This window comes from Devosia sp. (assembly GCF_028290645.1).
Lineage (GTDB): Bacteria > Pseudomonadota > Alphaproteobacteria > Rhizobiales > Devosiaceae > Devosia_A.
Window position 1 is genome coordinate 17,638 of sequence record NZ_JAQGJL010000111.1, and the last position, 13,374, is coordinate 31,011.

Annotated in this window: 11 protein-coding genes; 4 read left to right on the top strand and 7 right to left on the bottom strand. The window is 65.1% G+C overall.

Annotated features, from left to right (window positions below):
• Positions 1 to 114 precede the first annotated feature (114 nt).
• The 4 genes from JWQ89_RS06510 to JWQ89_RS06525 are packed head-to-tail and all read left to right on the top strand — an operon-like array spanning position 115 to position 2,755.
• Positions 115 to 1,833, top strand: coding sequence for a long-chain fatty acid--CoA ligase (locus JWQ89_RS06510; RefSeq protein WP_299639434.1), 1,719 nt, complete (start codon positions 115 to 117; stop codon positions 1,831 to 1,833).
• Positions 1,820 to 2,212: a MerR family transcriptional regulator gene (locus JWQ89_RS06515; RefSeq protein ID WP_299639435.1), complete on the top strand. Its 393-nt coding sequence runs from the start codon at positions 1,820 to 1,822 to the stop codon at positions 2,210 to 2,212. Before JWQ89_RS06510 ends, JWQ89_RS06515 begins: the two co-directional genes overlap by 14 nt.
• A gap of 31 nt (positions 2,213 to 2,243) precedes the next feature.
• Complete coding sequence (locus JWQ89_RS06520; RefSeq protein WP_299639436.1) at positions 2,244 to 2,498, top strand: type II toxin-antitoxin system prevent-host-death family antitoxin; 255 nt, start codon at positions 2,244 to 2,246, stop codon at positions 2,496 to 2,498.
• Complete coding sequence (locus JWQ89_RS06525; RefSeq protein ID WP_299639437.1) at positions 2,495 to 2,755, top strand: Txe/YoeB family addiction module toxin; 261 nt, start codon at positions 2,495 to 2,497, stop codon at positions 2,753 to 2,755. Before JWQ89_RS06520 ends, JWQ89_RS06525 begins: the two co-directional genes overlap by 4 nt.
• On the opposite strand, the gene JWQ89_RS06530 is transcribed toward JWQ89_RS06525, so the two are convergent.
• From JWQ89_RS06530 to JWQ89_RS06560, 7 genes are all read right to left on the bottom strand, one after another.
• A complete protein-coding gene (locus JWQ89_RS06530) occupies positions 2,756 to 2,965 on the bottom strand; it encodes a UvrB/UvrC motif-containing protein (RefSeq protein WP_299639438.1) in 210 nt (69 codons plus the stop codon).
• 54 nt (positions 2,966 to 3,019) lie between these two features.
• Positions 3,020 to 4,597 (bottom strand): cisplatin damage response ATP-dependent DNA ligase, encoded by a 1,578-nt coding sequence (locus JWQ89_RS06535; RefSeq protein WP_299639439.1) that lies wholly within the window; start codon positions 4,595 to 4,597, stop codon positions 3,020 to 3,022.
• Positions 4,594 to 5,622 (bottom strand): ligase-associated DNA damage response exonuclease, encoded by a 1,029-nt coding sequence (locus tag JWQ89_RS06540; protein ID WP_299639440.1) that lies wholly within the window; start codon positions 5,620 to 5,622, stop codon positions 4,594 to 4,596. The genes JWQ89_RS06535 and JWQ89_RS06540 overlap by 4 nt, the downstream gene beginning before the upstream one ends.
• 431 nt (positions 5,623 to 6,053) lie before the next feature.
• Positions 6,054 to 8,972, bottom strand: a complete 2,919-nt coding sequence (locus tag JWQ89_RS06545) for an insulinase family protein (RefSeq protein ID WP_299639442.1) — start codon at positions 8,970 to 8,972, stop codon at positions 6,054 to 6,056.
• 251 nt (positions 8,973 to 9,223) lie between these two features.
• Positions 9,224 to 10,201, bottom strand: coding sequence for an aldo/keto reductase (locus JWQ89_RS06550; RefSeq protein WP_299639443.1), 978 nt, complete (start codon positions 10,199 to 10,201; stop codon positions 9,224 to 9,226).
• Between the two features lie 106 nt (positions 10,202 to 10,307).
• Positions 10,308 to 11,903 carry a peptide chain release factor 3 gene (locus JWQ89_RS06555; protein WP_299639445.1) on the bottom strand — a complete coding sequence of 532 codons (1,596 nt, stop codon included), beginning with the start codon at positions 11,901 to 11,903 and terminating at the stop codon, positions 10,308 to 10,310.
• Between the two features lie 111 nt (positions 11,904 to 12,014).
• Positions 12,015 to 12,689 carry an outer membrane protein gene (locus JWQ89_RS06560; RefSeq protein WP_299639447.1) on the bottom strand — a complete coding sequence of 225 codons (675 nt, stop codon included), beginning with the start codon at positions 12,687 to 12,689 and terminating at the stop codon, positions 12,015 to 12,017.
• Positions 12,690 to 13,374 lie beyond the last annotated feature (685 nt).

Below are 13,374 nucleotides of genomic sequence, written 5' to 3' on the forward strand. Positions count from 1 at the left end.
ACCACGCAGCACGTGCACCCCGCCGATCAAATTCAACGTCCTCCCTTTGACGCTAACGTCAATAGGTGGGATATTTCTTCTCAAGACGGGCGCAATAGCCCGAGGAGGACGATAATGGCCGCTGCGGCAGCGAAGGGCGCTACGCGCCCGTGGATCAAGCACTACCCGGAGGGCATCTCCTGGGACGCCAAGATCGACCTGACGCCGGTGCATGAGCAGGTGCTGGCGGCCTGTGCCCGCACCCCCGACGCCGTCGCCCTCGATTTCCTCGGCAAGCGCACCCGGTTCGGGGAGTTGGCGCGGTTGATCAACGCCTTCGCCGGGGCGCTACAGACCGAGCTCGGGGTCAAGAAGGGCACGCGCGTAGCGCTGCTGCTGCCCAACACGCCGTTCTACGTCATCGCCTACTACGCCGTGCTGCGCATCGGCGGCATCGTCGTCAACTGCAACCCGCTCTACACCGTGCACGAGCTCACCCACATCGTTGGCAATTCAGGCGCCGAGCTGATGGTGACGCTCGACCTGAAGCAGGTGTTCGACAAGGCCGAGGCACTGGTCGAGGCCGGGCAGGTGAAGCGGCTCATCGTCTGCCACTTCCCCGACGCGCTGCCGGCGGTGAAGCGACTGCTGTACCGGATGGCCAAGTCCAAGGACCTGAGCAAGCCGAAGGAGGGCGGCATCGCCGCCAAGGTCACCGCTTTCGAGGAGCTTATCGCGCGCAAACTGACGCCCGCACCGGTGAGCATCGACGCCAAGAAGGACGTGGCGGTGCAGCAATATACCGGTGGCACCACCGGGCTGCCCAAGGGCGCCATGCTGAGCCATGCCAACATCGCCGCCAATTTGAGCCAGATCGACGCATGGGGGTGCGGGCTGTTCTATCCGCCGAGCCGTGTCGTGGCGGTGCTGCCGTTCTTCCACATCTTCTCGATGACCGTGTGCATGAACGTGCCGCTCTCGGTCGGCTCGCAGGTGGTGATGCTGCCGCGGTTCGAGCTCAAGGCGCTGCTCGACCTGTTGACCCGCACCGGCGCCAATATCCTACCGGCGGTGCCGACGCTGGTGCAGGCGCTGGCCAAGGCCGGCAGCCGGGCCGAGGCGCATCTGAGTTCGGTCGAGGTGGTGATCTCGGGCGGCGCGCCGCTCGCCGACGAGGTGCGGGCCAAGTGGTCGAAGGTGTCGAAGGCGCTGCTCGCCGAGGGCTATGGGCTGACAGAGGCCTCGCCGGTGGTCTGCTGCGCGGCGCTGCGCGTGCCATCGAAGCCCATGTCGATCGGCCAGCCTTTGCCCGGCACCGACATCCGCTTCGTCGACGTCGAGACCGGCAAGGTGGTGAAGCTGGGCGAACGCGGCGAACTGCAGGTGAAGGGCCCGCAGGTCATGCTCGGCTATTACAACAACCCGGAGGCGACCAGGGACGCGTTCGTCGACGGGTGGCTGCGCTCCGGCGATGTCGGCTATATCGACGAGGACGGCTATGTGTTCCTCGTCGACCGCATCAAGGACCTGATCATCTCGTCGGGCTTCAACGTCTACCCGCGCAATATCGAGGAGGCAATGATGCACCACCCGGCGGTGGAGGAGGTCAACGTCATCGGCGTGCCGGATGAATATCGCGGCGAGGCCCCGGTCGCCTTCGTCAAGCTCAGGGCCGACCAACAGGTGACGGAATCCGAGCTCAAGAAATTCCTTGCCGAGACGCTCAACAAGCTGGAAATGCCCAAGGAAATCATCTTCAAGGACCAGCTGCCCAAGACGCTGATTGGCAAGCTCTCGAAAAAGGAACTGCGCGAGGAATACGCCGCGCGGGGCAAGAAGCATGAACCGGCCTGAAACCGAAAACCGCGACCTGTTCGCCATCGCCGACCTCAGCCAGGAGTTCGGCATCTCGACGCGCGCCATCCGCTTCTACGAGACCAAGGGGCTGCTCAACCCCGAGCGAGTCGGCGGCACCCGCGTGTTCCGCCGCCGCGACCGCGCGCGGCTGATCCTCATCCTCCGCGGCAAGCGGCTGGGCTTTTCGCTGCGCGACATCTCGGACTACCTGAGCCTCTACGACGCCCAATCGCAGGCGGCGCAGACGCGGCTGCTGGTCGACAAGGTGGATGAGCGCCTGGGGCTGCTGGAGCGGCAGAAAGCCGATCTCGAAACGACGATCGGCGAGCTGCGGGAAATCCGCAAGCTGGCGGATGAACAGCGGGTGCGGGGTTGAATTTACGTACGTAATCACGTATGTATTTTGCATGCGCGCCATCACAGCCACAGATTTCCGCAAGAACCTCGCCAGCGAACTCGACCGGGTCGAGAGCGACAGCGAGCCGCTGATCATTGTACGCTCGGGCGGCAAGCCGGCAGCGATCCTCCTCTCGCTTGAGGAATTCGGATCCTGGGAAGCGACGCAGCACCTGATGAAGAGCCCCGAGAATGCCAAGCGGCTGCGGGAGTCTATCGCCGAGTATGAGGCAGGCGGCGGGAGCGAACGGAAGTTGATCGAGTGAGGTACGTCTTTCTCAGCAAAGGCTGGGAGGACTACCAACATTGGATGGACAACGACCGACAGATGCTTCGGCGCCTGAACCGGCTGATCATGGAGTGCAATCGAACCCCTTTCGACGGCATCGGCAAGCCGGAACCGCTACGCGACGACTTCGCGGGGTGGTGGTCACGCCGTATCGATGACGAACATCGCCTCGTCTACCGCGTGAATGGCGACGACCTGATCATTGCCCAATGCCGGTACCACTACCATAAGTAGCTAGCGCTTCCGCGGTTTCACGTTCGTCATCAGGTCCGGCTTTTTCGGGCGCTTCCAGCCTTTGGGCGGCTCGACCACCGGGACGTTGGTGCCCAGCCCCATTTCGCCCGGCGGGGGCTTCCGGACGGCGGCGCCGCCTTTGAGGGCGGCGATTTCGTCGCGGAGGCGGGCCGCGGCTTCGTAGTCCTCGCGAGTGACGGCGGCGAGCATTCGCCTTCCAGCGCGACGATCTTTCTTTCGATGGCGGCGAGCGACATGGGAGCCTCAGGTGGCGGCGAGGAAGATTTGCATGTCTTCGATCGTCGCGGCTTCGGTGGCGGGCTTGTCCCACCTTATCCGGTTGATGCGGGGGAAGCGAAGCGCGATGCCGGATTTGTGGCGGCCGGATTGCTGAGCAGAATCAAAGGCTACCTCGAAGACCAGTTCTTTGCTGACTTCGCGGACCGGGCCGAAGCTGGCGACGGTGTTGTTGCGGACCCATTTGTCGAGCTGCTTCAGCTCCTCGTCGGTGAAGCCGAAATAGGCCTTGCCGATGGGAACGATCTCGTTGCCCTTCCAGACGCCGAATGTGTAGTCCGAGTAGAACGACGAGCGCTTGCCGTGGCCGCGCTGGGCGTACATGAGGATTGCATCGACCACGTTGGGATCGCGTTTCCACTTGTACCACAGGCCTTTAGGACGGCCCGGGACATAGGGGGCGGAGCGCAGCTTGACCATGACGCCTTCGTGGCCGTGGTCGGCGGCGCCGCGGCGGCGGATCTCGGCGAGATCGTTCCAGTCGCGGTAACTGAGGACTGGCGAGAGGTCGATGCGGGTCTGCGGGTTCTTCGCGAACCAGGCTTCGAGGTGCCGGCGGCGCTCGGTCCAGGGGAGGCTGCGGATGTCGTCAACGCCCTCGAAAAGCATGTCATAGACGCGCACGAATGCAGGATAAGTCGCTAGATGTTTGCCAATAGCCACCTTGCGGTTCAACCGCTGCTGCAGGTCGTTGAACAGCATCGGTTCGAAGTCGGGGCCGACCAGCAATTCGCCATCGAGCACCGCGTCGCCGAAGACGCTTTCGGTCACGTCGGGGAAGGCGGCGGCGATGTCGTCGCCGGTGCGTGAGAACAGCGACACCTTGCCCTTGGACGCGATCAGCTGGACCCGGATGCCATCCCATTTCCACTCGGCGACGAAATCGGCCGGGTCGAGCTTTTCGAGGTCCTTCTCCTCGTCGATCGGGTTCGATAGCATCAGCGGGTGGAAGCGCGCTGTGTGGTCGATGTCGGGGCGCTCGGCCTTGCCGGTCAGCCAGTCGAAGAGATCGGTGTAGGGGACGGTGAGGCCGTTCCAGACTTCCTCGATATCCTGCAGGTCCTTGCCGCTCATGTCGGCCAGCGCGGTTTTGGCCAGCCGCGCCGAGAGCCCGATGCGGAGCGCCCCGGTGGCGAACTTCACCAGCGCCCAGCGCTCGTTGATCGAGGCGCGGGTCAGCAGCGAGCCGATGAGGCGGGGGAGGTCGGCCTTGCTGGTCATGTTGAAGAGTTCGACCAGGTCCGAAAGTGACGGCAGCGGCTCGGTGCCGCCATGGTGGGGCCAGATCAGCGCGATGGTCTCGCCGAGGTCTCCGACATAGTCGTAGCTGAGGCCGAAGAGATACGGGTCGACTTCGGCGAGGACGACATCGCGGAGGATCGCCGGCTTGACGTTCTTGAAGGTCAGCGCGCCGGTGAGGATGGCGAGGGCATAGCCGCGATCGGGATCGGGGGTCGAACGAAAATACTCGGCCAGCGCCTCGATCTTGCGATTGCGCGAGGGGGTGAGCGCGAGGAGCTCCATCAACTGGGCGAAGCGCCTCACGTTTCAAGCTCCCCTTGTTCCTCGGTGTCCCCCTGGTCCTCGCCTTCCTCGAAGGCCCGGATGTTGAGCGGTTCTGCCTCGAGCCCCTGCTGCCGGCAATGGTAAACCAGCGCGTCCTCGCGGCCATGGGTTACCCAGACCTTGCTGGCGCCGGTTTCGGCGATGGTCTCGCGCAATTCGTTCCAGTCGGCGTGATCGGAGATGACCAGCGGCAGCTCGACGCCGGACTGCCGGGCGCGCTGCTTGACGCTCATCCACCCCGAGGCGACGGCGAGCACCGGATCGGGGAGCCGCCGGCTCCAGCGGTCCTTGATGGCCGAGGGCGGTGCGATGACGATCTGGCCGGCGAGCTCGGACTTGGTGGTGCCGAGCGTCGGCTTCAGCAGCCCGAGCGGGATGCCGCGCTCGACATAGAGCTCGCAGAGCCGGATCATCGCGCCGTGGAGGTAGATCGGCGCATCGTAGCCGGCGTCGCGGAGCAGCGCGATCATCCGCTGCGCCTTGCCGAGCGCATAGCAGCCGATGACATGGGCGCGGTCGGGGAAGGTAGCGGCGGAGCGGAGGAGGCGCGCCACCTCGTCCTGCGGATTGGGGTGCTGGAAGACGGGAAGACCGAAGGTGGCCTCGGTGACGAGGAGATCGCACTCGGCGAGCTCGAACGGCTGGGCGGTCCGATCGGGGAGGCGCTTGTAGTCGCCGGTGACGACGATGCGCTGGCCCTGGTGCTCGAGCAGCACCTGGGCCGAGCCGAGGATATGGCCGGCGGGTTTGAGCGTGATGGTGACGTCGTCGACTACGAGCGGGGTATCGAACTCGAGCGGCTGGAAGGTCTCGGCCGAGTCCTCGCCATAGCGCGCCTTCATGATGGCGATGGTGTCGGGGGTGGCGAGCACCGCGCCATGGCCGGAGCGGGCGTGATCGGAGTGGCCATGCGTGATGATCGCCCGGGCGCGCGGGACCGGCGGATCGATATAGGCGTCGATGGGAATGACGCGCAGGTCGCGGGCGAGGAACGGGGTCGGCATGGCGGGAGAGTAACGGCTATTGGGCCGCGAGGTTCAAGTCTGTCCCTTCTCCACTCAGGGAGAAGGTGGCGGAGCGCCGGATGAGGGGTGCGCAGCGTGCAGCGAGCGCGAGTCGAGAGGCTGAACCCCTCACCCGAGCTTCGCTACGGACCTGATGGTCCTAGCTGCGCTACCCTCTCCCCTCAGGGGCGAGGGGGAGGAAACCATGAATGTCCGGGCACAAACTTTCAGTCGTCTTCCTCCCCCTTGTGGGGAGGGAGCAAGGGTGGGGGTGGCCACAGCTTCGCTGCCAGCGATGAGTAGCGGAACGCCCGCCTACCTGAGGCATGGACTAGGGCCGCCAGACACTCCGGAGCGTGGGCCACCCCCACCCTCAGTCCCTCCCCACAAGGGGGAGGGAGGCGCAAACTGCTGGCGTACTGCCCTATTCGTCAAAGCACCTTCGTGACCTTGAGGAAGTTCCCGCGCTCGTCGTTGGCGGCCTTGATCGCCGTTTCGGAGCCCAGCACTACGACCTGGCCGTTGAGCGCCACCTGGTCGAGGGCGTCGGCAAGCGCCTTGAAGTCGCGGTTACTGGCGCCGAGGATTTCGTCGCGGCGTTTCTGGCGGGCGTCTTCGGTGTCGCCGGCGAGTTCCCAGACGAGCGAGGTGAAGCCCTTGGCGTCGGGGAGGCGGTAGGTGTCGACCGAGCCGATGACGCCGATGACCGAGCGGACCAGTTCCTGGTCCCCTACCCCGTCTTTGAGGAATGCCGCCGCCTTGTCGTAGATGTCGATGGTATCGACGAGGTTGGGGTCGCGATACGAGGTGAAGGCGAAGGTGCCGGCGAAGGGGTCGAGGCCGGAGGAGCCACCATAGGCGCCGCCCTGCACGCGCACTTTGTCCCACAGGTACGTGGTGTTGAGGTGCTTGATGGCGACGGCGGTGCCGCCGGTGGGCTCGAAACCGAGCGCCTTGAGGTTGGCGCCCTTGGCCACGTAGTTGACCTGGCCCGGGAAGGTGAGGCCCTCGGACTGGGTGCCCGGCTCGAACCCCCAGCCTTCGGCCGACGGTCCGGCGCCGGACGGGAGCGACGTGACGAAGCCTGCTAGTTCGGGCTTCAGCGCGGCGATGGCGAAGTTGTCGGCGGTGACATTGGCGATCATGCCGGCGCGGCCGATCAGGAGGGTGCGGATTTCCTCGAGCGCCGCCTGCACCGCCGGCCAGTTGCCGTCGATTTGCGTGGCGAGGTCCTTGAGGAAGAAGTAGTTGCTGACCCCGCCCAGCTTCTCGCTGAGCCAGTCGGCCTCGCTGAACCCGGCGCGCACGCGCATCGAGACGATGCCGTTGCCCATGCCGGCGAGCGAGCTTTCGAACCCGGCCTTGCTCTCGAGCACCATCTGGCGGATGCGCTCGCGGTTATCGAGCCGGGCGTCGGTGAGGACGTCATGCATGATCGACAGCATGTCGCCGACATGGTCGGGCGTCGCCTTGCCGCGGACGAACAGCCAGGCCGCGGTGCCCGAGCCGTCGCGGCGGGTGGAGATCCAGCGGTTGAGGCCGACGCCGCCGGTGGTGCGGCCGATGCGCTGGGTGAGCGAGACGAAGTCCTCGCTGCTGGTGCCGGTCTGGGTCAGGGCGCGGGTGAACAGCGGCAGGTAGGGCAGGAGCCGGCCCGGCAGCGCGTTGAGGTTGAAGCCGAGATCGAGATAGACCACGCCGCTGGTCGGCAGGTCGTGGGTGAACAGAGGCACGCCCTCGAGCGTCTCGCGGACGATCGGGATCGACTTGTTGCTGCGCGGCAGGTCGTCGAGCGTCAGGGTCGGGATCTTCGACAGCGCCTCGGGGGAATCGACCTTGTTCTGCAACTCCTTGAGGTGACGGGTCTGCTCGGCGATGCGGGCAATGCCGGTCGCGTCGAGCGACTGCTGCTCGGCATCGAGGCGGGCCCGCTCCTCGGCGGCTTCCTCGGCGCCCTTGTTCGGATCGGCGGTGAGCAGCACCGTCGAGCGGTGGCGGTTGTCGAGGATGTGCGTCTTGATCAGCGTCTCGAACAGCCGTTCGCCGGCGGCGAGCCGCGCCTTGATGGCGGCGAGAGGCGCCTCGAAGCTCAGCGGCTCCAGCGGATCGCCGCCATAGAGCCAGGTGCCCATCGAGCGGAACATCAAGGCAATGCCGCGCGGGAACGAGCCGGTGTTGTTTTCCCTGAGCGCGAACTCGGCGGTGTTCATCGCCGCTTCGATGGTCTTGGGGTCGATGCCCTCGACGCTCAGCTGTTCGAGCGTCGCGATGATCAGGTCCTGCACCTTGTCGCCGGCATTGTCCTCGATGCCCTTGAGGCCGAAGGTGAAATAGGGCTGGCGGATGCCGTCGGCGAGGCCCGAGCCGGTGAGGCCTTCGCCGAGGCCCGAATCGATCAGCGCCTTCCTGAGCGGCGCAGCCGGGGTGCCGACGAGGACGGATTCCAGCACGTTGAGCGCCAGCATGGTCTCGGGATCGGTGATCTCGTCGAGCATCCAGTTGACCGACACCATGGCGGTCTTCTTGCCGACCTCGGCTTCGCTCGCGGCATAGGTCTCGTGCAGCTGGCGCGGCTCGCTCCAGCGCGGCTGGAGGCCCACTTCGGCATGCGGATCGATGCGCTCGAACTGGCTGAAATATTCCTCGAGGATATCGAGGCGCTGCGCCGGATCGTCATCGCCGTAGAAGACGACGCGCGAGTTCGACGGGTGGTAGTATTTCGCGTGGAAGTTCTTGAAGTATTCGTAGGTGAGATCGGGGATGGCCTTGGGGTCGCCGCCCGAATTCACGCCATAGGTGGCGTCGGGATAGAGCGAGAGCTGGCTGACCTTGCCCAGAACCGCGGCAGCCGAGGAATAGGCGCCCTTCATCTCGTTGAACACGACGCCCTTGTAGACCATTGGCCCTTGCGTGGAATCGAGCTCGTAGTGCCAGCCCTCCTGGCGGAACGTATCCTCGCTGATCAGCGGGAAATACACCGCGTCGAGATAGACATCGACGAGGTTGTAAAAGTCCTTGAGGTTCTGTGACGCCACCGGATAGGCGGTCTTGTCCGAGAAGGTCATGGCGTTGAGGAAGGTGTGGAGCGAGCCCTTCAGCAGTTCGACGAACGGCTTTTTCACCGGATACTTGCGCGAGCCGCAGAGCACCGAGTGCTCGAGGATGTGGGCGACGCCGGTCGAATCCTCGGGCGGAGTCTTCAGCGTGACGCCGAAGACCTTGTTCTCGTCGTCATTGATGAGGCTCAGCACCTCGGCCCCGGTCTTCTTGTGCCGGTAGAGCTTGGCCAGCGAACTGATCTCCCCGATCTGCTGCTCGCGGACGAGTTCGAAGGCGGGGTGTTCGGACATGGGGGTACTCGGGGTGATGGGAGGGTGTGGGTAATCTAGGGAGCAGAGGGGGCGGATGGAAGGGGGAGCTCGGATGGGCTTGTCGCTCCTCGCTCCGCTCGGATCGCGCATCGCAAGCGATGCGATACCCCTCATCCGCCCTTCGGGCACCTTCTCCCTCAAGGGGAGAAGGGCACTCGCCGAGACATCTCGGTCGGGATTCCCTCTCCCCTTGAGGGAGAGGTGGCGCGCAGCGCCGGGTGAGGGGAAGTCTAAATCCGACCCCGGATCGCCGGGCGCACCTTGTCCTGGTACCAGGCGCTGAGTTCCTCGACCAAGGCTGGCTCCACCGGGTCGCGCTTGGTGGCTTCGACATTGGCGCGCAGCTGGTCCGGGCGGGTGACGCCGGCGATGATGGTGGCGACCGCCGGCTGGTCGAGGATCCAGCGCAGGGCGAACTGGCTGAGGGGGTATTTCGGGGCCATCTGCTTCAGCTGGTCGGCCAGCGCCACGCCGGTCTCGAACGGCAGGCCCGAGAAGGTTTCGCCGACATTGAACTTCTCGCCGTCGCGGTTGAAGTTACGGTGGTCGGTGGGGGCGAACTGGGTATCCTTGGTCCACTTGCCGGAGAGCAGGCCCGAGGCGAGCGGCAGGCGGACGATGATGCCGACATTGCGCTTGATGGCTTCGGGGAAGACTTCGGTGATGTAGTCCTGGCGGAACAGGTTGAAGATGATCTGCAGCGTCGAGACCCCCTCGGCCTTGAGGCAGATCTGCGCCTCCTCGACATTTTCGACGCTGGCGCCGTAGTGCCGCATCATCCCCTCGTCGCGGAGGTCGTCCATGATGTTGAAGATCTCGCCGTCCTCGAGCACGGCGGTGGGAATGGTGTGGAGCTGGGCGAGGTCGAGGGTTTCGACGCCGAGGCGCTTCAGCGAGCCGGCGAGGCTCAGCTTGACGTTCTTGCGGTTATAGCCGGTCTTGTTGGGAAAGATGTCGCCGTTGCGCCCGAGCTTGGTGGCGACGAAGACGCCCTTCTTGTCCTTGAACGCGCCGATGCGGGTTTCGGACTGGCCGCCGCCATAGACGTCGGCGGTGTCCCAGAAGTTGACGTCGAGCGAGCGGGCGGTCTTGAGGATGTCGTTGGCCGTCTCGTCATTGAGCGCGCCGAAGCTTTCACCCAGCTGCCAGGTGCCGAGCCCGATTTCGGAGACCTCGTAGCCGGTCTTGCCGAGTTTGCGGATATTCATCACGTCCTCTCCCGTTGGTCGGGGAGGTTCATAGCGGGGGCGGGGTGGAACTGGAAGGGGGGCGAAGGAACTAGGGCCGGTGGCTCCGCACCCTCACTCTCCGCAGCTAATGCCGTTCCTTCGTGGTCAGGAACTGGACCTTCGGATAATCGCGCTCGGCGCGGCCGAGCCACCATTGGGACTGCGCGAGGTAGACCGGGTCGCCGTATTTGTCCTCGGCCATCTCCAGCTTGTTGGTGGAGATGAAGCGCGCCAGTTCTCCCTTGTCGTCGGAGACGATCCAGCGGGCGAGCTCGAAGTTGATCGATTCGAAGCTGATCGGCACGTTGTATTCGGTCTGGATGCGCGATTGCAGCACTTCGAGCTGCAGCTGGCCGACGACGCCCACGATGTAGTCGGCGCCCACCATGCGGCGGAAGATCTGGGCGACGCCCTCTTCGGCGAGGTCGGAAAGCGCCTTGGCCAGTTGCTTGGCCTTCATCGGGTCGGTGAGGCGGACGCGGCGGATGATTTCCGGCGCGAAGTTGGGGATGCCCGTGACCTTGATATTGGCGCCTTCGGTGAGCGTGTCGCCGACGCTGAGCGCCCCGTGATTGGGGATGCCGACGATGTCGCCGGCGACCGCTTCCTCGGCCAGCTCGCGATCGTGGCCGAAGAAGAACATCGGGTTACTGACCGCCATGTCCTTGCCGGTGCGGACATTCTTCAAGCGCATGCCGCGCTTGAAGGTGCCGGAGCTGAGGCGCACGAAGGCGATGCGGTCCCGGTGGTTCGCGTCCATGTTCGCCTGCACCTTGAACACGAACCCGGTGACCTTGGGCTCGCTGGGGTTGATGGCGTGCGGCTCGGCCGGCTGCGGGCGCGGCTCGGGGGCCCAGGTGCCGAGCGCGGCGAGCAGCTCGGGGACCGAGACGGTCTTCAGCGCCGAGCCGAAGATCACCGGGGTAAGGTGGCCGGCGCGATAGGTCTCGAGGTCGAATTCGGGATAGCCGGCGCGGGCGAGATCGAGGTTTTCGAGCGAAGCCTTGATCACCGGGTCGGCGTTGAGCTTTTCGTCGCGGAACAACTCCTCGACATCGTCAAAGGTGCGGATTTCCTCGCCCTGCGGGGTGAGGACGCGCTTCGCCACCAGGTCCACGATGCCCTTGAAATCGACGCCGCCGCCGAGCGGCCACACCACGGGGGAGACGTCGAGCGCCAGCGTGTCGGCGATCTCGTCGAGAATCGCCAGCGGGTCCTTGCCCTCGCGATCGACCTTGTTGGCGAAGGTGATGATCGGGATGTCGCGCAGGCGGCAGACCTCGAACAGCTTCAGCGTCTGCGCCTCGATACCCTTGGCGACGTCGATCACCATGACGGCGGCGTCGACCGCGGTGAGGGTGCGGTAGGTGTCCTCGGAAAAGTCCGAGTGGCCGGGGGTGTCGAGCAGGTTGAAGGTGAGGCCCAGGTGCTCGAAGGTCATCACCGACGAGGTGATCGAGATGCCGCGCTGGCGCTCGATGTCCATCCAGTCCGACCGGGTGGCGCGCTGGTTGGCGCGGTGGCGCACCTGCCCCGCCTGCTGGATGGCGCCCGAGGCGGCGAGCAGCTTTTCGGTCAGCGTGGTCTTGCCGGCGTCCGGGTGCGAGATGATCGCAAAGGTGCGGCGCGATTGGTAGGGCAGCAATTTGGTGGCGGGCGCCGTGGCGGTCAGGGCGTTCATCGACATGCTCGAGGGTGCGGAAGGCCGCTACATAGTCGCTCGCGGCTCCGAATGCAAAAAGCAACGGCCGCCCCTAAGGACGGCCGTTGGCGATTCGGTCGATGTGGCCGACTAGAACTTGAAGTTGAGGCCGGCGCTGACGGTGTGGGTGGTGAGGCTGAGGTCGGTCGGGATGCTGAGATCGTAGGTGGCGCTGCCGTAATCCGAGTAGCGGTACAACAGGTCGACCGAGAGGTTTTCGGTGGCCGCGACTTCGACGCCCGCACCGGCGGTCCAGCCGAAGTGCATCTGGGTGCTGGAGTCCGGCCCGATATCGGCGGTGGCGCCGGCGAAGGCGAGACCACCGGTCAGGTAGGGCATGAAGGCGCCGGCATCGAAGCCGGCCCGGCCGCGGAGCGAGCCCATCCAGTTGACGTCGTAGCCGAGGTCGGTGTCGCTGTCGTAGCCGCTGATGTTCGACCAGGCGATATCGCCTACGGCGCCGACGACGAAGCCTTCGGCGACGGTGAAGTTGGCGCCGAGCGTGGCGCCGATCAGCCAGCCGGAGAGACCGAGCTGATCATCATCGAGACCCAGCGGGATATCGCCGTTATCGTCGAGGACGGTGCCCCATCCATAGCCCACGAAGCCGCCGACATAGGCGCCATCCCAGGAGCCGCCGCCGCCCATGTCGACATAGCCGCCCAGGCTAGGCTGCTGCTGGACGAGGAGGTCAGCCGCCGAAGCGGCCGTCGCCATCGACAGCACGGCAGCGCCCGCGAGCAGAGTGAGAGAAAAACGGTTCATGATGTGCCTCCAAGGTACACGAGGGAACATTTGGCTTGTGGCCCATGAATCGAATCCAAGTTGCAAACAATTGGTTTACGCGGCGGTAACCGTCAGGGTTTGGTTAACGAATGGTAGTGGGGTGGACTGGCCCGCGGAGGCTGGTGCGTGGGGACCTCCACCCCTGTCCCCTCCCTGCAAGGGGGAGGGAGACGCCAACCGTTGGTTTGTTGCGTGAAGCGTCGTGCCCTCCGCCCGGCCGATGTCATCCCAGCGGAAGCAGGGACCCGGCTCGCCGCGACGCCGGCGGTGACATAGGCCTTTCGCTGGGATGACATCGGGGTTTGGGTGGGCGCAGCGCGCTGCTTTACCGGGTTCCAGTTGATGCTGCGGAGCGTGGGGACCACCACCCCCGTCCCCTCCCCTAGACATGGGGAGGGAGACGAAAACACCAGCCGTCGTGAAGGGGTCTCCCTCGCCATGTTTAGGGGGAGGGACAGGGGTGGGGGTTGGAGGGCACCGGAGTTCTGGCGACTGCACAAAAAGCACAAAAAGAAAGAGCCGCCCGGAGGCGGCTCTTCCCGATTTCGCGGCTTTCGAAATGGTCACTGCCCTTTTGGGCGAGGTGCCTTCGATTAGGCCAGAGGCTGCTCCGAACTACCGGAGACTCCAAGATCCTTCGAAACCGACGATTTCTGATGAGACA